At 74.9% G+C, this 17951-nt stretch carries 17 protein-coding genes; 14 read left to right on the forward strand and 3 right to left on the reverse strand.

All coding sequences use genetic code 11. From position 1 onward, the window contains the following. Position 1 precedes the first annotated feature (1 nt). On the forward strand, positions 2-214 hold the full coding sequence (locus LV78_RS00795; protein ID WP_253842570.1) for a helix-turn-helix domain-containing protein: 213 nt from the start codon (positions 2-4) through the stop codon (positions 212-214). 113 nt (positions 215-327) lie between these two features. Beyond that, positions 328-855: a hypothetical protein gene (locus LV78_RS00800; protein ID WP_253842571.1), complete on the forward strand. Its 528-nt coding sequence runs from the start codon at positions 328-330 to the stop codon at positions 853-855. Positions 856-910: 55 nt separating this feature from the next. Here LV78_RS00800 and LV78_RS00805 read toward each other — a convergent pair whose 3' ends face one another. From LV78_RS00805 to LV78_RS00815, 3 genes are read right to left on the reverse strand one after another with little or no spacing between them, the layout of a single operon-like run. Then, entirely contained in the window at positions 911-1921 is a 1011-nt protein-coding gene (locus LV78_RS00805; protein WP_253842572.1) for an ABC transporter substrate-binding protein, read from the reverse strand. 35 nt (positions 1922-1956) lie between these two features. Then, entirely contained in the window at positions 1957-2724 is a 768-nt protein-coding gene (locus LV78_RS00810) for an ABC transporter ATP-binding protein (protein WP_253842573.1), read from the reverse strand. Beyond that, positions 2724-3776, reverse strand: coding sequence for a FecCD family ABC transporter permease (locus LV78_RS00815; protein WP_253842574.1), 1053 nt, complete (start codon positions 3774-3776; stop codon positions 2724-2726). Before LV78_RS00815 ends, LV78_RS00810 begins: the two co-directional genes overlap by 1 nt. Before the next feature lie 685 nt (positions 3777-4461). Here LV78_RS00815 and LV78_RS00820 point away from each other — a divergent pair. The 12 genes from LV78_RS00820 to LV78_RS00880 all read left to right on the forward strand — a co-directional run bounded on the left by LV78_RS00820 (position 4462) and on the right by LV78_RS00880 (position 17931). Further along, complete coding sequence (locus LV78_RS00820) at positions 4462-5979, forward strand: alpha/beta hydrolase (protein ID WP_253842575.1); 1518 nt, start codon at positions 4462-4464, stop codon at positions 5977-5979. Positions 5980-6148: 169 nt separating this feature from the next. Then, positions 6149-7687: an alpha/beta hydrolase gene (locus LV78_RS00825; protein ID WP_253842576.1), complete on the forward strand. Its 1539-nt coding sequence runs from the start codon at positions 6149-6151 to the stop codon at positions 7685-7687. Positions 7688-7945: 258 nt separating this feature from the next. Then, positions 7946-8716, forward strand: a complete 771-nt coding sequence (gene dhbA, locus LV78_RS00830; RefSeq protein WP_253842577.1) for a 2,3-dihydro-2,3-dihydroxybenzoate dehydrogenase — start codon at positions 7946-7948, stop codon at positions 8714-8716. Positions 8717-8865: 149 nt separating this feature from the next. Continuing rightward, positions 8866-10515, forward strand: coding sequence for an isochorismate synthase (locus LV78_RS41950; protein WP_372494756.1), 1650 nt, complete (start codon positions 8866-8868; stop codon positions 10513-10515). Beyond that, the gene (locus LV78_RS00845) at positions 10512-12236 is read left to right on the forward strand and encodes a (2,3-dihydroxybenzoyl)adenylate synthase (protein WP_253842578.1); all 1725 of its coding nucleotides are present in this window, start codon (positions 10512-10514) and stop codon (positions 12234-12236) included. The genes LV78_RS41950 and LV78_RS00845 overlap by 4 nt, the downstream gene beginning before the upstream one ends. Positions 12237-12241: 5 nt before the next feature. After that, positions 12242-12910: an isochorismatase family protein gene (locus tag LV78_RS00850; protein ID WP_253843210.1), complete on the forward strand. Its 669-nt coding sequence runs from the start codon at positions 12242-12244 to the stop codon at positions 12908-12910. Next, complete coding sequence (locus tag LV78_RS00855; RefSeq protein WP_096493185.1) at positions 12907-13140, forward strand: phosphopantetheine-binding protein; 234 nt, start codon at positions 12907-12909, stop codon at positions 13138-13140. Before LV78_RS00850 ends, LV78_RS00855 begins: the two co-directional genes overlap by 4 nt. Continuing rightward, a complete protein-coding gene (locus tag LV78_RS00860) occupies positions 13137-14072 on the forward strand; it encodes a siderophore-interacting protein (RefSeq protein ID WP_253842579.1) in 936 nt (311 codons plus the stop codon). The genes LV78_RS00855 and LV78_RS00860 overlap by 4 nt, the downstream gene beginning before the upstream one ends. 46 nt (positions 14073-14118) lie before the next feature. Beyond that, positions 14119-15141 (forward strand): ABC transporter substrate-binding protein, encoded by a 1023-nt coding sequence (locus LV78_RS00865; RefSeq protein WP_253842580.1) that lies wholly within the window; start codon positions 14119-14121, stop codon positions 15139-15141. Continuing rightward, entirely contained in the window at positions 15138-16136 is a 999-nt protein-coding gene (locus LV78_RS00870; protein ID WP_253842581.1) for a FecCD family ABC transporter permease, read from the forward strand. The genes LV78_RS00865 and LV78_RS00870 overlap by 4 nt, the downstream gene beginning before the upstream one ends. After that, positions 16133-17149 carry a FecCD family ABC transporter permease gene (locus tag LV78_RS00875; protein WP_253842582.1) on the forward strand — a complete coding sequence of 339 codons (1017 nt, stop codon included), beginning with the start codon at positions 16133-16135 and terminating at the stop codon, positions 17147-17149. Before LV78_RS00870 ends, LV78_RS00875 begins: the two co-directional genes overlap by 4 nt. After that, positions 17146-17931, forward strand: coding sequence for an ABC transporter ATP-binding protein (locus LV78_RS00880; RefSeq protein WP_253842583.1), 786 nt, complete (start codon positions 17146-17148; stop codon positions 17929-17931). The genes LV78_RS00875 and LV78_RS00880 overlap by 4 nt, the downstream gene beginning before the upstream one ends. Positions 17932-17951: the final 20 nt, after the last annotated feature.

Genomic DNA, 17951 nt, shown 5'->3' on the forward strand with positions numbered 1-17951 from the left:
GGTGGCCATCGTCGTGCGGATCGACGTGGAGCTGGCCAAGCGCAAGCTGAGCGTGGGCGAGTTCGCCGAGCTGGTCGGGCTGACCCCGGCGAACGTCGCGGTGCTCAAGAACGGGCGGGCCAAGGCGGTGCGGTTCAGCACCCTGGAGGCGATGTGCCGGGTGCTCGACTGCCAGCCCGGCGACCTGCTGGAGTGGGTGCCGGACGAGGAGTGACGGGGGGCGTGCCCGAAGCACCCCCGAAGCGCCCCGGCCCGGCCGTGCACCCCTTCCCGCGCGCGGCTCCGTGTCACCAGGAGCGCGACCAAGCGCGCGATGAAGGAGGAGACGTGGGTTCAGCGAGGACCGGACCGCTCAGGGCGCTCGCCGCCACCGCCGCGACGGGCGCGCTGCTGACCTCGGTGGTCGCCGGGGTGGCGGGCGCGGACGCGGCGGCGCCGCCCGACTGCCCGGCGGACGACCTGAAGATCCAGGTGCGGCAGGGGTACTCGCCCTCGCCGACGCGCGCCGTGTTCACGGCCGAGGTGAACACGAAGTCGGGCAACATCTGCATGGTGGACCTCGGCGTGGTGACCGACCTGACGTTCTACACCTCGGACCTGGAGGTGCTGACCGTCCCGGTGACGCGGTACCCGCCGCAGGAGGACGCGGACCCCAAGTCCCTCACCGACGACTTCCGGGGGCCGGTGGTCTACTTCTGGTCGCCGACCGGGACCGGCGGGCCGACCTACCCGGTGGGGTACGTGTCGTTCAAGCTCCCGGTGTCGGGCAAGCAGGTGGCCGCGCCGTGGCCCGCGTCGGACGCCCCGGTCCGGGGCCCGCTCGGGGTGAACGCGCTGATGGCCGGGGTGAGCTGACCTTTCCGGCCTTGCCCGCCGGACGCGTGGCGACGCGCGTCCGGCGGGGCGGTGGTCAGAGCCCGTTGAGGTAGTCCGCGACGGTGCGGATCGCGGCCGGGTTGCGCGGGCCCTGCACGAGCGCCGCGTACGGCAGGACCAGGAAGCGGCCGTTCTTCACCGCCGGGACCTGCGCGAGCGGCGGGTAGGTCTCCAGGAACCTGATCTTGTCCTCGGCGCTGGGCACGTCGTAGTCGTTGATCACGATGACGTCCGGGTTCGCCTCGACCACGCTCTCCCAGGTCACCGTGGTCCAGCTGTCGAGCACCCCGGACATGACGTCGTCGCCGCCGCCGCGCGTGATGATCTCGTTGGAGGCGGCGTACTTCCCGCCGGTGAACGGCTTGTCCGTGCCCGAGTCGTACAGGAACACCCTGGGGCGCGGGCGGTCGGCCGGGACGGAGGCCTCCGCCTGCCGCACGACCTCCTGGTACTCGGCGACCAGCCGCTCGGCGCGCTCGGGGACGCCGAAGATCCTCCCGAGGTTGCGCAGGTCGGTGTACAGGGCTTCGAGGGGCGGCATGGTCCCGCGCGAGGTGGTCCCCACGCCGTTGCGGCAGGACTCGCTGAGCACGTACGAGCGCACGCCCAGCTCGTCCAGGTGCGCCGGGGTGAGGCCCCGGTCCTCGCTGAAGCCGTAGTTCCAGCCCGCGTAGACGAAGTCGGCCCCGGCCTCCAGGATCGACTCCTTGCTGATCCGGTCGACGCCGAGCCGGGGCGCGCGCTCGTACTCGGCCTTCCAGGGCGAGCCCTCGATGTCGTTGTTCTTGCTCGCCGCCATGACGTACCCGGCGAGGCGGTCGGTCAGGCCCAGCGCGAACACCGTCTCCACGATGCCGCTGTCGTAGGCGACGACGCGCTCGGGGGCGCGGTCGAAGGTGAGCTCACGGCCGCAGTTGGTGACGGTGACCGGGTATCCCTGCGGCTGCGGCGTGTCGTCCTGCGGGCGCACGGAGGCGCCGCACGCGGACAGGAGCAGGGCGCTCAGCGCGAGCGCGGTCAGCGTCGCGGCGCGGGTTCGTGGCACGGGTGGGGCCTCTCGATCGGCGCGGGGACTGGTCGTCACAGCGCGGTGTCGTAGAACAGGTGCGGGCGGCCGGTGACCGGGTGCGGCAGGACGTGCGCGCGCACCCCGAACACCTCGGCCAGCAGCTCCTCGGTGAGCACCTCGGCGGGTGGGCCGGAGGCGACCACGGCGCCGTCCGCGAGCACGTGCAGCAGGTCGCAGTGCGCGGCGGCGAGGTTGAGGTCGTGCAGCGCGACCAGCGCGGTGACGCCGGTGGCGCGCACGATCGCCAGGACCTCCAGCTGGTGCCGGATGTCCAGGTGGTTGGTGGGCTCGTCGAGCACGAGGACCCGAGGGCGCTGGGCGAGCGCGCGGGCGATCAGCACGCGCTGCCGCTCCCCGCCGGACAGGGTCAGGAAACCCCGGTGCGCCAAGTGCTCCGCGTCGACCTGGGCGAGCGCGTGGGCGCACACCTCGCGGTCGTGGTCGGTGTCGCCCTGGAGGGAGGACTTGTGCGGGGTGCGGCCCATCGCCACGACCTCGGCGACGGTGAAGTCGAACTCGACGTGGTGCTCCTGCGGCAGCGCGCCGACCAGCCGCGCGGTCTCCTTGTGCGGCAGCGACAGCAGGTCGTCGTCGCCGAGCCTGATGAGCCCGGCGGTCGGCCGCAGCGCGCGGTAGGCGCAGCGCAGCGTGGTCGACTTGCCGCTGCCGTTGGGCCCCACCAGCGCGACGACCGCGCCCGCAGGCGCGTCGACGGTCACCGACCGCACCAGCACCGCGCCCGCCACCTCGACGGCCAGGTCCTCCACGCGCACCCGCATCAGCGGCCTCCGAACACGTAGGCGCGGCGGCGCATCAACCACACGAACACCGGGACGCCGATGGCCGAGGTGAGCACGCCCAGCGGCAGCTCCTGGGGCGCGACGACGGTGCGCGCCAGCAGGTCGACCCACACCAGCAGCACCGCGCCCGCCAGCGGGGCGACCGCGAGCAGCGCGCGGTGGCCCGCGCCGACGACCATGCGGGTCACGTGCGGCACCATCAGCCCGACGAACCCGACCGCGCCGCTGACCGCGACCAGGCATCCGGTGACCAGCGCGCAGACCACGAACAGCTTGCGCCGCAAGGAGGACGGGTCGACGCCGAGCGCGGACGCGGTCTCGTCGCCCATCGCCAGGGCGTCCAGGGGGCGCGCGGTGAGGAGCAGGAACACCAGTCCGGCGGCGGTGACGGCGGCGGCGACCGGCAGCGAGGCCCAGGTGACCCCGCCGAGGCCGCCGAGCAGCCAGAACAGCGCGGACCGGGCCGCGTCGCCGTGCGGGGCCAGGAAGACCAGGACGGTGGTGATCGCGGAGAACCCGTAGGCCAGCGCGGTGCCGGTGAGCACGAGCCGCAGCGGGGTGACCGCGCCCCGGCTGCGGGCGGCCAGGTGCACCAGGGCCGTCGCCCCGAGCGCGCCGAGGAACGCCGCCGCCGACAGGGCGTGCACGCCCAGCGCGCCGAAGACCCCGAGCACGATCACGGCGGTGGCGCCGACCGACGCGCCCGAGGACACGCCCAGCACGAACGGGTCGGCGAGCGCGTTGCGCACCAGCGCCTGGCTGGCCGCGCCGACCGCCGAGAGGCCCGCGCCGACCACGGCGGCGAGCAGCACGCGCGGCAGCCGCACCTCCCAGACGATCTGGTAGGCCGAGACCTCGCCGGACTCGATCCAGCCGCCGAGCACCCCGGCCCGCACCAGGTGCAGCACCTGCCCGAAGGGCAGCCCGGCCGCGCCGAGGGCGAGCCCGCAGGTGATCGAGACGACCAGCGCGGCGGTGAGGGAGAGCACGACGACCGGGACCGGCAGCCCGCGCGGAACCGCTGCGGCCATGGGTGTTCCGCCTTCCGGGACCTGGCCGCGCGAAGACGCCCGCGCGCGGTCCGGCCGCGTGGCGGCGCGCACCCCGTCCCAGGCTCCCACCGCGGACCACGACGGTGATTCAGGAGCGTTCGGCGCCCACCCAGGCATTCGGGCTCGCCGTCGCGCGGGACGGCCTACCGTTGCGGGTCAGCGCCGGAATTCGACCGGTCTTCCCCTGCGCGGGCGCTTGTTGCGGTGATACGCGAGTGATCGTCTGCTACGCGCGGTGGTGGTGTCAACTCGTCCGGGCGGCCACCGCCGGGCGGGGCGCGCGGCCGGGCGCTCGGGGGACCGCTGCCGGTCGTCGCCGGGGGTGTCGTGGGCGGGAGCGGCTGCGGGTTCCGGGAACGAGGGGGTTTCCGGGGGCGCGGCGCTCCCCCGCGCGCCTGCCGTCTGCGCGGGCGGGGAGCGGGGCACGCGGTGTGCGGCGCTCGTCGGGTGAGCGGGAGGTGGCGCACCGCCGGAGGTCGTGCGGCGCGGTGACCGGGTGCGTGGACGGGGCCGTCGACCGGCGGGTGGGCCCGGCCCCCCGGCGCCGGCCGATAACCGACTTCCTGGCCGTTCGGGTCTCCGGGTTGCCCTCCGGTGGCCGTTGTGACCGCTTGTCGCGGGTGGGCAGGCTGGGTGGGGTCCGGGTGCGAAGGAGGGGGAACCTGTGCGACGGATCTCTGCGGTGCTCGGCGCTCTGGTGGCTTGCGGGGCGCTGGTGACGGGTGTGGCGAACGCCGGGGACGAGCGGCGGGGGGACGCCGGGTACCGGGCGGACATCGCCTGGGCCCCGTGCGTCGAACTGGCCGACGTGGAGTGCGGGACCGTGGCGATGCCGGTGGACTGGGGCGATCCGCGCGGTGAGAAGTTCGACCTGGCGCTGGCCAGGCGCAAGGCCACCGATCCGGCCGCGCGCGAGGGGGTGCTGCTGGTCAACCCCGGCGGGCCGGGTGATTCCGGTGTGGACTACGTGCTGGGTGGTGGCCCGCCTTTCAGCGCCGAGCTGCTGGCGAGGTTCGACGTGATCGGCGTCGACCCGCGCGGGGTGGCGCGCAGCAATCCGGTGCTGTGCTCGAAGGGGCTGGTGGAGGCGCGGCCCCTGTCCGATCCGGTGGACCAGGCCGGGTTCGCGGCGTTGAAGCGGTACAACCGGGAGCTGGCCGCCGACTGCCGGGAGCGCACGGGGCCGCTGTTCGACCACGTCGACACGCTCAGCGGCGTGGAGGACATGGACGCGGTGCGGCGCTCTCTCGGCGAGCGGGAGGTGTCGTACTACGGCGTGTCCTACGGGACTCTGCTGGGGCAGCAGTACGCGCGTCGGCACGGTGATCGACTGCGGGCGATGGTGCTCGACAGCACCATGGACCACGACCAGGACACCTGGGAGTTCAGCGGGACCCAGGCGGTGGGCGCGGAGGGGTCGTTCCGCGAGTTCCTCGCGTGGTGCGGGCGGAACGCGTCGTGCGCGCTGCACGGGCGGGACGTCCCGGCACTGTGGGCGGAGCTGCTGGTGCGGGTCGACCGGGGTGAGCTGACCCACCCGAACGTGCCGGGGGTGGTGCTCGACCGGGACCTCCTGCGCTGGATCGTGGTGAGCACCCTGTACGCGCCGACGTGGGCGGAGCTCGCGGGTTTCCTCGCGGCGCTGGAAGCGCAGCGCGGTGGCGCGGTCGCGGCCGTCGCCGAGCCGGAGCTGCTGCCGAACGCGCTGGAGGTGTTCTGCCAGGACTGGCGCCTCCCGGTGCGCGACCACCGGGAGTTCGCCCGGCTGAGCGCGCGGGCGGACCGGCTGGCGCCGAACATGCGGGGGACCGTGCTGGCCGAGCAGTCGTTGCGCTCGTGCGTGGGCCGCGAGGGGGCGGCGGACACCCCGCAGCGGCCGTGGCGGGTGGCGCCGGGGACGCCGAAGGTGCTGGTGGTGAACGCGCTGCACGACCCGGCGACGCCGCACGCGTGGGCGGTGGACGTCCACCGGCAGGCGCGCGGCGCGGCGGTGCTGCTGACGTACGAGGGCTGGGGGCACGGGGTGTACGGGCGCGGCGCGTGCGCGGACGGGGCCGTCGACCGGTACCTGGTGGACCTGGTGGTCCCGCGCGACGGGACCCGGTGCGCCGGGACCGAGCCGCAGACGCCCGCCGCGTCGACCGGGCTGCCGGAGGTGGTCCGGCCTGGGTGGGGTGGCTGACGGGTGGGGCGCGTCGGGGTTGCCCCCGGCGCGCCCGCCGCGTTCGGGTTCCCGATCAGTGCGGTTCCCGAGGCGTTCGGGGGTCCGGGGTGCCCTCCGTTGGCCGCTGCGACCGGCTGTCGCGCTCGGGCAGGCTGCGGGTGTCCGGATGGCGACGGAGGGGGAACCTGTGCGACGGATTTCTCGGGTGCTCCGCGCGGTGGTGGCTTGCGGGGCGCTGGTGACGGGTGTGGTCACCGGCACGGCGGGCGCCCAGGTCGAGCAGCGGGGGGACGCGGGGTACCGGGCGGACATCGCCTGGGGGCCGTGCGAGGAGATGCCCGCCGTGGAGTGCGGGACCGTGGCGATGCCGGTGGACTGGGGCAAGCCGCGCGGTGAGAAGTTCGACCTGGCGCTGGCCAGGCGCAAGGCCACCGATCCGGCCGCGCGCGAGGGGGTGCTGTTCGTCAACCCCGGCGGGCCCGGTGGTTCGGGCGTGGACTTCGCGATGATGGCCGACTCGTACTTCAGCGCCGAGCTGCTGGCGAGGTTCGACGTGATCGGCGTCGACCCGCGCGGGGTGGCGCGCAGCAACCCGGTGGTGTGCTCGGTGGAGAAGCTGGCGGCGCGGCCGTCGAGCGCCCCGGTGGACCAGACCGGGTTCGAGGCGCTGAAGCGGTACAACCGGGAGCTGGCCGCCGACTGCCGGGAGCGCACCGGGCCGCTGTTCGACCACGTCGACACGCTCAGCGGCGTCGAGGACATGGACGCGGTGCGGCGCTCCCTCGGCGAGCGGAAGATGTCGTACTACGGCGTGTCCTACGGGACTCTGCTCGGGCAGCAGTACGCGCGGCGGCACGGTGACCGGGTGCGCGCGATGGTGATCGACAGCAACATGGACCACGACCAGGGGACCTGGGAGTTCAGCACCAAGGAGGCCGTGGGCGCCGAGGACTCGTTCCTGGAGTTCGTGGCGTGGTGCGGGCGGGACGCGTCGTGCTCGCTGCACGGGCGGGACGTCCCTGCGCTGTGGAAGCAGCTGCTGGACCGGGCCGAGCGGGGCGAGCTGACCCACCCGAACGCTCCGGGGCTGGTGCTGGACCGGACCTCGTTGCGCGGGCTGATGCTGGGCGCGCTGTACGGGCCGCAGTGGGCGGCGATCGCGGACTTCCTGGTGGCGCTGGAGGCGCAGGGCGGCGCGGCGGTCGTGGCGGCGGCGGAGCCGGAGGTGGCGGAGAACGCGTTCGAGGTGTTCTGCCAGGACTGGAACCTGCCGGTGCGCGACCACCACGAGTTCGCCCGGCTGCGCGCGCGGTCGCTGGAGGTGGCCCCGAACATGGAGGGCTCGCCGCTGGGCGATGACGCGATCGCGGGGTGCCAGGGGCGCTCGGACGCGGTGGACAACCCGCAGCGGCCGTGGCGGGTCGCGCCGGGGACGCCGAAGGTGCTGATGCTGAACGCGCTGCACGACCCGTCGACCCCGTACGCGTGGGCGGTGGGGGCGCACCGGCAGGCTCGGGGCGCGGCGGTGCTGCTGACGTACGAGGGCTGGGGGCACGGGGTGTACGGGCGCGGCGCGTGCGCGGACGGGGCCGTCGACCGGTACCTGGTGGACCTGGTGGTCCCGCGCGAGGGGACCCGGTGCGCCGGGATCGAGCCGCCCGCCGCGACCGGCTCGCGGGCGTCGGTCCCCGGTGGGGTGGGGGTGGAGCGGCCCACCTGGGGCTGAGCCACCGCAGCACGTCGTGAGGGCGCGTCGGGACCCCGGTCCCGGCGCGCCTTCGCGCATGGGCGGATCGGGTGCGGTAGGGACTTTGGACCTTCCCTCCCGACCCCTCTTCCTGTCACTCTCCTGTCGTTACCACGTGCGCCCTCCCCGTCACCCGACGTGCTTCCGGTCACCGGTAGGGCGGCTTCCAGAAAACGCATCTTGCCTTTAGTTTAGGTAAGGCTAACCAAAGTGCGATCTGGGGAGAGTGGCACGCCAGTGGGTGGCAACGGGGTATCCACACGCGACTTCGCGGGCAGGACAGCGCTGGTCACCGGGGGTGCGAGCGGGATCGGGGCGGCGGTCGCCTCGGCGCTCGCCCAGGCCGGGGCGCGGGTCGCCTCGGTCGACCTGAACGAGGTGCCGTCGCACGGGAACATCACCGGCTACACCGCCGACGTCACCGATCCGGATTCCGTCGAGCGGGTGATCGTGGCTGCGGAGCGCGATCTCGGGCCCGTCGACGTCGGGGTGTCGGCGGCGGGGGTGCTGCGCGGCGGGGAGCTGTGCGACGCCTCGCACGAGGACTGGGCCGCCACGTTCGCGGTCAACGCCACCGGGGCGTTCACGGTGCTGAGCTCGCTCGCCCGGCGCATGGTCGCCCGGCACTCGGGGGCGCTGGTGCTGGTGGGGTCGAACGCGGCGGGCGTGCCGCGCAGCGGGATGGGCGCCTACGCCGCGTCCAAGGCCGCCGCGACCATGATGGCGCGCTGCCTGGGGCTGGAGGTCGCCGAGCACGGGGTGCGGTGCAACGTCGTCTCGCCCGGCTCGACCGACACGCCGATGCAGCGCGCGCTGTGGACCGACGGGAACGGCCCCGAGCGGGTGATCGCCGGGGATCTCGCGCGGTACCGGGTGGGCATCCCGCTGAAGCGGATCGCGGACCCCTCGGACATCGCCGACGCCGTGCTGTTCCTCGCGTCCGACCGGGCTCGGCACATCACCATGCAGGACCTGTTCGTGGACGGCGGCGCGACGCTCCGGGCGTGACCTGCGGTGACGAAGGGTGATCAGGAACACCGTTGCCGCACGGCAAGGTAATTAGGTTAGGCTAACCAAAGTTAACGGGAAGTGACGTGGTCATCACCGCGGACCACTCCCCCGCCCCCTCGCGCACCAGCCGGAAAGGACGTTCTGCCTTGCCTCCAACCGCACTGGTCAGGCCACGCCCAGCGCACCGGGCCGCCGACCTGCTGGCCGCCTACCTGCCGGGGTCGTTCTACTTCTCGTCGGCGCGCGGGGCGCTGCTCGCGGACGGGGTCCACGCGAACGTCGACGCCCCGAAGGGCGAGCGCGCGCACGCCGCAGCGCGGGCGCTGCGGGAGGCCGCCGAGCTAGGGGTGGAGAACCCCGTGGTGGTCGGCGCGCTGGGCTTCTCCAGCACGGCGGACAGCAGCCTCGTGGTGCCCTCGGTGGTGCGGAGGGCCGAACCCGCCCCCGCCGCGACGACCGCGTGGGCGCACCGGACCGCACGGGCCGCGAACGGCGGTGACGCGAACGTCGGGCAGGCGAACGGCGACGCGGTGACCGGGGACGCGAACGGCGGGATGGCGAACGGCGGGACGGCGGACGGCGGGATGGCGGACGGGGACGCGATCCGCAGGGACGCGGTGACCGGGGAGTCGGCCGACAGCGGCGCGGCGCGCGGCAGCGCGCTCCACGGCGACTCGACCTACCCCAGCACGATCAACGGCGGGACGGCGCACGGCAGCCCGGCCAACGGCAACGCAGTCAACAGCGGCGCGGCCGACAGCAGCCCGGCCCACGGCAGCCCCGCCCACGGCGGCGCGGCCGACAGCAGCCCGGCCTACGGCAGTGCGACGAACGGTGGCGCGGCCAACGGCGGTCCGATCCACGGCAGCCCGCTCCACAGCGCCCCCTGGACCACCCCGACCACCCCGACCGCCAGCGCGCTCCCCTCCGCGCCCGGCTGGACCGTGTCCCCCTCCCCCTCCCCCGCCGCCTACGCCGACGCCGTCACCCGCGCGCTGGAGCTGATCGGCTCCGGTGAGCTGGCCAAGGTGGTCGTCGCCCGCGCGCTCGACGTCACCGCCCCGCACCGCCTGGAGGTGCCGGAGCTGCTGGCCCGCCTGGTCGCCGCCGACCCGGCCGCGCACGCGTTCGCCATCGACGTCTCCGCCCCCGGCGACCCCGCGACCCGCACGCTCGTCGGCGCGAGCCCCGAGCTGCTGGTGTCGCGCCGGGGCGACCGGGTGGTCGCCAACCCGCTCGCGGGGTCGCTGCCGCGCACCGGGGACCCGGTCGAGGACGCGCGCCGGGTGGCCGCGCTGCTCGCCTCGCCGAAGGACCTCGCCGAGCACGAGCACGTGTCCGCGCAGGTCGCCGAGGTGCTGGGCCGGTTCTGCGCGGAGCTGGACGTGCCCGCGCCGGTGGTGATCGCGACCCCGACCATGCTGCACCTGTCGACCACCATCACCGGTCGCCTCACCGACCCGGACGACCCGGCCTCGTCCGCGCTGGGCCTGGCCGAGGCGCTGCACCCGACCCCCGCCGTGTGCGGGGTGCCGACCGAGCGGGCCGCGCGCGCGATCACCGAGCTGGAGCCGCAGGAGCGCGGCTACTACGCCGGGCTGGTGGGCTGGACCGACCTGGCCGGTGACGGCGAGTGGGTGGTGACGATCCGCTGCGCCGAGGTGTGCGGCGACACCGCCCGCCTGTTCGCGGGCGCGGGCGTGGTCGCCGGGTCCGCGCCGTCGGCCGAGGTCGTGGAGACGGGCGCGAAGTTCGGGACGATGCTGCGCGCGCTCGGACTGGGGGACCTCGCGTGAGCGCCGACCGGAACGCCGCCGACCGGAACCCCGCGAGCCCGAACCCCGCGAGCCCGCTCCCTGCCGCTTCCCCCGCCGGGCAGGGCGCTCAGCGGGACCACACGCCCTGGCCGCCGGAGTTCGCCGAGCGCTACCGCGCCGCCGGGCACTGGACCGGTCAGACGTTCGGCGCGCTGCTCGCGGACGCCGCGCGCGAGCACCCGACCCGCACCGCCGTCGTCGGCGAGCGCGACGGGGTCACCTCGCGCTGGTCGTACGCGGAGCTGGACGAGCGCGCCCACCGGGTCGCCGCCGGTCTCGTCGCGCGCGGCATCGGACCCGGTGACCGCGTCGTGCTGCAACTGCCCAACGTCCCCGAGTTCCTGCCGGTGGTGTTCGGGCTGTGGCGGGCGGGCGCGTGGCCGGTGTTCGCGCTCCCGGCGCACCGGCGGAGCGAGCTGACGCACTTCGCCCGCCAGTCCGAGGCCGTCGCGATCATCACCACCGGCGTGCACGAGCGGCACGACCACGCGGCGACCGCGCGGGCGGTGGCGGCCGAGGTGGCCTCGGTGCGGGACGTGCTCGTGGTGGGCACGCCCGAGTTCACCGACCTGGCGTCGACGCCGCCGCGCGAGCTGCCCGAGCCCGATCCGTCGGGTGTGGCGTTCCTCCAGCTCTCCGGTGGCAGCACGGGCTTGCCGAAGCTGATCCCGCGCACCCACGACGACTACCTGTACAGCGTCCGGGAGAGCGCCCGCATCTGCGGGCTGACGTCGGAGAGCGTGTACCTGGTCGCGCTTCCGGTGGCGCACAACTACCCGATGAGCAGTCCGGGGATCCTCGGCGCGATCCACGCCGGGGCGACGGTCGTGCTGGCCCCGCGCCCGGACGCGGACACCGCGTTCCGGCTGATCGAGGCCGAGGGCGTCACGATCACCGGCGTGGTGCCGCCGCTGGCCGCCGCGTGGACGCAGGCCGCCGCGCGCACCGACCGCGATCTGTCCACTTTGGACGTTCTGCTGGTCGGCGGCGCGAAGTGCGGGCGGGAGCTGGCCGCGCGGATCGGTCCGGCGCTGGGCTGCCGGTTGCAGCAGGTGTTCGGCATGGCCGAGGGCCTGGTCTGCTACACCCGCCTCGACGAGCCGGAGGAGCTGGCGCTCACCACGCAGGGCCGCCCGATCTCGGACGACGACGAGGTGCGCGTGGTCGACCCGGACGACCCGGCCGCGCCCTCGCACGCCGAGGTGCCGCCTGGCGAGGTGGGCGCGCTGCTGACCAGGGGGCCTTACACGATCCGGGGCTACTACCGGGCCGACGCGCACAACGCGACCGCGTTCACCGAGGACGGCTTCTACCGGACCGGGGACCTGGTGCGGCGCCTGCCGTCCGGGCACCTGGAGGTGGTGGGCCGGGCCAAGGAGCAGATCAACCGGGGCGGGGAGAAGGTCGCCGCCGAGGAGGTCGAGGACCACCTGATGGCGCACCCGCTGGTGCTGGACGCGGCGGTGGTCGCGGTGCCGGACGCCTACCTGGGCGAGCGGACCTGCGCCTACGTGGTGCCGGTGCCGGGCGGCGATGAGCCGACCGGGCCGCAGCTGCGCCGGTTCGTGCGCGAGCGGGGCGTGGCCGCGTTCAAGGTGCCGGACCTGGTGCGGGTGGTGCCGGAGTTCCCCGCGACCGGGGTGGGCAAGACGAGCAAGCGGGAACTGCGCGCGGCGCTGGCCGCCGCCGAGGAGGGGTGAGGGCGTTGTCGTTGCCGAGGATCGAGCCGTACGCGCTGCCGACGGCGGCCGAGCTGCCCGAGGGGCGGGTGTCCTGGACGCCGGACCCGACGCGCGCCGCGCTGCTGGTGCACGACGCGCAGCGCTACTTCCTGGCGCCGTACGCGGGCGCCCCGGTTCCGGAGATGGTCGCGAACATCGCGGCGCTGATCGCGGCGGCCCGCGAGGTGGGCGCGCCGGTGTTCTACACCGCGCAGCCGGGCCACCAGGCCGACCGGGACCGGGGGCTGCTGACCGAGTTCTGGGGCGCGGGCATCGGCGCGGTGATCGACGCCGACCCGTCCGCCGCCGACGTGGTGCCGGAGCTGGCGCCCCGCGAGGGCGACGAGGTGCTGGTGAAGTGGCGCTACAGCGCGTTCCAGCGCAGCGCGTTCGCCGACCGGCTCGCGGAGCTGGGCCGCGACCAGCTGCTGATCACCGGCGTGTACGCGCACATCGGCTGCCAGGCCACGGCGGTCGAGGCGTTCATGCGCGACGTGCGGCCGTTCCTGGTGTGCGACGCGGTCGCGGACTTCTCCCGCGAGCGGCACGACCAGGCCTGCGAGTACGTCGCGCAGCGGTGCGGCGTCGTGACCACCACGGCCGACGCGCTGACCGCGCTGTCGGCCCCGATTCCCGCTGGAGCGCAGGGATGAGCGAGCAGTCGTTGACCGCCGAGCGGGTGCGCGCGGACGTGGCCGAGGTGCTGGGCGTGGCGCCCGAGGAGCTGGCCGGGGACGCCGACCTGCTGGACCTGGGCCTGGACTCGGTGCGGGTCATGGGGTTGGTGGAGCGCTGGCGCGCGGCCGGGGCCGAGGTGGAGTTCCCGGACCTGGCCGAGCAGCCGGAGCTGGCGCACTGGACGGCGCTGGTGGTGGGCTCGTGAGCGGGACTGCGGGCCGTCCGCGCCGGGTCGACCACCGGAGCAGGCACCACGAGCGGATCGCCGAGGTGCGCGCCGGGCGGGCCGGTGGGGCGGAGAAGGTCGGCTACCCGATCCGGGTGCGCGCGGCCGAGGTGGTGCGCACCGCGCCGCTGGGCACGGGGCTGATCCGGGTCACGCTCGGCGGGCCAGGCACCGAGGGCTTCGAGGCGCACTCGCCCGACGAGCACGTGAAGCTGATCTTCCCGGACGAGCGCGGCGAGCTGCGGCTGCCCGAGCCGAACGGGGACATGCTGCGCTGGCCCAGGCCCGCGCCGGTCTCGCGCGAGTACACGGTGCGGCGCTACGACCCGGTCAGCGGCGAGCTGGACGTGGACGTGGCGCTGCACGCGGGCGGTCTCGGCTCGGACTGGGCGCTGGCCGCGAAGCCGGGCGACGTGGTGCACGTGGCCGGTCCGCCCGGCGGGCTGATCGTGCCGCACGACTACGACCGGTACCTGCTGGCCGGGGACATCACCGCGCTGCCCGCGATCGCCCGGTGGCTGGAGGAGCTGCCGCGCACGGCGGCGGGCTGGGCGTTCGTCGAGGTCGCGGACGCGGACGAGGAGATCGAGCTGTCCGCGCCGGAGGACGTGCGGGTGCACTGGCTGCACCGGGGCGACGTCCCGCCGGGGAGCAGCGACGTGCTGGAGCGCGCGGTGCGCACCGTCGCCAGGCCCGAGGGCACGCGGTTGTACGCGTGGATCGCGGGCGAGGCCGGGGTGATCAAGCCGTTGCGCCGCTGGGTGCGCGACGAGCTCGGACTGTCCAAAGAGGACCACGACATCACCGGGTACTGGAAGCGCGGCGTCGCGGACTTCGACGAGGACGACGAGCACGAGCAGCCGGGCCACGGGCGCCACGAGCACGACCACGGAGACGGGCCCGCCTCGTGAGCGGGCCGAGCAAGGCCGACGCCGCAACCGAATGAGGAAAACAACGATGTCCACCACTGCCAGATCCCCCCGCGTCGCGGGCGCGCTGCTGCTCTCGCTGGCCCTCGCGGTCGGCTGCTCGTCCGGCACGTCCGGCGAGGGCGCGGGCGGCGACGCGCAGTCCACCGCCGACGCGAACCAGACGCGCGTGGTGACCGCCGACAACGGCGAGATCACCGTCCCGGCCTCCCCCAAGCGCGTCATCGCGACCGGGTACGCGGTCCCCGCGCTGCTGGAGGCCGACGCGCCGCTGGTGGGGATCTCCGCCTGGTCGCGCGGCGTCCCGATGATGGACGCCGACGACAAGAAGAAGTACGAGGAGCTGCCGAAGGTCGCGGGCGAGGCCGCCTCGGAGACCAACTACGAGGCGATCGCCGAGGCCGAGCCCGACCTCATCGTGATCGGCGTGCCCAAGCCGGTGCTGGCCGACATCGACCTCAAGCGGCTGGAGTCGATCGCGCCGGTGGTGGCGATCGGGCCGTCGGTGCCGTCGATGTGGCGGGACCTGTCGCGCAAGCAGGCCGACGCGGCGGGCGCGGTCGAGAAGTTCGACTCGGTCAAGGCCGAGTACGAGGAGCAGGCCGCCGACCTGGCCGCGAAGTACGCGGACGTGCTGCCGAAGCTGAAGCTGGCGCACGTGGGCGCGTACGGCGAGGTCGCCAAGGGCAACTTCCAGCGCGAGTTCAACGGCTCCTGGGGCACCAACATCGCCCAGGACCTGGGCGCGAGCTACTACGGCGAGGTCAAGGTCAAGGGCGGCGGCTCGCGCGACGTCAGCGAGTACCCGTCGATCGAGGAGCTGCCCGCCGCGTTCGCCGAGGCCGAGGCGATCACCTACTCGGTGAAGGCCGACGGCTCGGTGCCCGCCCCGGTGCAGTACGTCATGGACTCGCCGCTGTGGAAGGAGCTTCCCGCCGTGAAGGCCGGGAAGACCTTCCCGCTGCGCTACACCGAGGCCGCGACCTACGAGGCCGCGAAGCTGACGCTGAAGGCCGCGGACGAGGCGTTCGCGCCGCTGCTGGCCAAGTGAGCCGTGCGACGCGGGCGGCGGCCGGGGCGCGGGTCGCGCTCCTGGCCGCCGCCGTCGTGCTGCTGGGCGTGGCCGCCGTGGTGAGCCTGGGGGTGGGGGCGCGCTCGATCGCCCCCGGTGACGTGGTGCGGGTGCTGCTGTCCCCGGACGGCTCGCCCGACGCGATGATCGTGTGGGACGTGCGCGCGCCGCGCGCGGTGCTGGCGGTGGCCGCCGGCGCGGCGCTGGCGGTGGCGGGCGCGCTGGTGCAGGCGCTGTCGCGCAACCCGCTGGCGGAGCCCGGGGTGCTGGGCGTGACGGCGGGGGCCGGGTTCGCGATCACGGTGGGCTCGGCGCTGGGGCTGGCGGGCGCGGCCGGTGAGCTGGCGCTGTCGGTGCTGGGGGCCGTGCTGGCCGCGCTGCTGGTGTACGCGGTCGGTCGGACCTCGCCGCTGCGGCTGGTGCTGACCGGGGTGGCGCTGACCTCCGTGCTGTCCGGCGTCGGCCTGGGGCTGCGGCTGCTGGTGCCGGAGGTGTTCGACCAGTACCGGTTCTGGGCGGTGGGGTCGCTGGCCGGGCGCGAGCAGGCGCCGACGACCGTGCCGCTGCTGGCGATCGCGGTGGCCCTGGTGGGCGCGCTGGCGCTGAGCAGGCAGCTCAACGCGGTGGCGCTGGGCGAGGGCGTGGCGCGGGCGCTGGGGGCGAACGTGGCGCGGGTGCGGTTGGGGGCGCTGGTGCTGGTGACCGTGCTGGCGGGTGCGGCGACGGCGGTGGCCGGGCCGATCCTGTTCGTGGGGTTGATCGTGCCGCACCTGGCGCGGCGCGCGGCCGGGGCCTCGGTGCCGTGGCTGGTGGCGCACGCGCTGGTGCTGGGGCCGGTGCTGCTGCTGCTGGCGGACACCGCTTCCCGCGTGCTGCTGCCGACCGGCGAGGTGCCGGTGGCGATCGTGACCGCGTTCCTGGGCGGGCCGGTGCTGGCCTGGGCGGTCCGCAAGTACGGGGCGGCGGAGCTGTGAGCGCGTCGGTGGCGGTGCGCGCGGGCCGGTTCACCGCCCGCGTCGAGCGGCGCGTGCTGGTGCTGACCGGCTGCATGGTGCTGCTGATCCTGGGTCTGGGGCTGCTGGGGCTGTGCTACGGGGCGTCGTGGGCCTCGCCCGCCAAGGTGCTCTCCGCGCTGACCGGGAACGGCGGGGTGGTGATCCGCGAGTGGCGGGCGCCGCGCGTGGCCGCCGGGCTGGTGTTCGGGGCGGCGCTGGGGCTGGCGGGCGCGGTGTTCCAGAACCTGACCCGCAACCCGATGGGCAGCCCGGACGTGATCGGGCTGGACGCGGGCGCCTACACGGGTGCGCTGATCGCGATCACCGTGCTGTCGGGCACGCCCGGTCAGCTCGCGCTCAGCTCGGTGCTCGGCGGGGCGGTGGCCGCCGCGGCGGTGTACCTGCTGTCGCTGGGCGGCGGGCTGTCCGGGTTGCGGCTGGTGGTCATCGGCATCGCGGTGAACGCGGTGCTGACCGCGCTGAACTCGTGGATCGTGCTGCGCGCGGAGCTGGAGGTGGCGATCGCCGCCGTGGGCTGGAGCGCCGGTTCGCTCAACGGGGTCGGCTGGGAGGACCTGGGCATCCCGTTCGCGGTGGTCGTGGTGCTGCTGGGGTGGCTGGCGGCCCGCTCGCGGGACGTCGGCCAGGCCGGGCTCGGCCCGGAGCTGGCGGTCACCACCGGGGTCCGGCTGGAGCGGCTGCGGTTGGAGCTGGTGGTGGTCGGCGTCGGCCTGACCGCGACGGTGACCGCCGTCGCCGGGCCGGTGGCGTTCATCGCGCTGGCGGCGCCGCAGATCGGGCGCAGGCTGGCCCGCTCCCCCGGCATCCCGCTGCTGCCCGCCGCGCTGACCGGCGCGGTGCTGCTGCAAGGGGCCGACCTGCTGGCGCAGGTGCTGCTGGCCCCCGTCTCGCTGCCGGTGGGCGTGGTCAGCACGGCCATCGGCGGCTGCTACCTGATCTGGCTGCTCACCAAGGAGGTGCGGCGGTCGTGACCGCGCGCTTGACCGCCAGGGACGTGACCCTGCGCTACGGGGAGCGGGTCGTGTCGACCCGGCTCGCCCTGGACGTGCCGGACGGGGCGTTCACCGCCGTCGTCGGGCCCAACGCCTGCGGGAAGTCGACGCTGCTGCGCGCGTTCGTGCGGCTGCTCAAGGCTTCCGGCGGGGAGGTGGCGTTCGACGGGAGGCCGGTCGGCGACTACCCGACGAAGGCGCTGGCCCGCTCGCTCGGGTTCCTGCCGCAGGAACCCGTCGCGCCGGAGGACATCCGGGTGCGGCAGCTGGTGGCGCGCGGGCGGTTCCCGCACCAGTCGCTGCTGTCGACCTGGTCGGCCGACGACGAGGCCGCCGTCGCGCGGGCCGTGGAGGCGGCCGGGGTGGCGGAGCTGGTGGACCGGCCGGTGCGGGAGCTGTCCGGCGGGCAGCGGCAGCGGGTGTGGGTGGCGGTGGTGCTGGCCCAGGACACGCCGTACCTGCTGCTGGACGAGCCGACGTCCTTCCTGGACCTGACGCACCAGTACCAGTTGTTGGAGCTGCTGGCGGGGCTGCGCGACGAGGGGCGGACCGTGATCGCGGTGCTGCACGACGTCAACCAGGCCTGCCGGTACGCCGACCACCTCGTGGCGATGCGCGACGGTCGGGTGGTCGCCGAGGGCGCGCCGTCCGAGATCGTGGACGCCGCGCTGGTGCGGGAGGTGTTCGACCTGCCGAGCGTGGTGGTGCCGGACCCGGTGACCGGCACGCCGATGGTCGTGCCGGACCTCAGAGCCGGCTGACCTTTTTTGCACGTCCCGTT

Source organism: Actinosynnema pretiosum (assembly GCF_024171695.1).
Taxonomy (GTDB): Bacteria; Actinomycetota; Actinomycetes; order Mycobacteriales; family Pseudonocardiaceae; genus Actinosynnema; species Actinosynnema pretiosum.

Bases quoted from the DNA above. Each gene is read 5' to 3' on its own strand.
- LV78_RS00810 (WP_253842573.1), bottom strand. From the start codon at position 2,724: ATGCGGGTGCGCGTGGAGGACCTGGCCGTCGAGGTGGCGGGCGCGGTG.
- LV78_RS00815 (WP_253842574.1), bottom strand. From the start codon at position 3,776: ATGGCCGCAGCGGTTCCGCGCGGGCTGCCGGTCCCGGTCGTCGTGCTC.
- LV78_RS00855 (WP_096493185.1), top strand. From the start codon at position 12,907: ATGAGCGAGCAGTCGTTGACCGCCGAGCGGGTGCGCGCGGACGTGGCC.
- LV78_RS00865 (WP_253842580.1), top strand. From the start codon at position 14,119: ATGTCCACCACTGCCAGATCCCCCCGCGTCGCGGGCGCGCTGCTGCTC.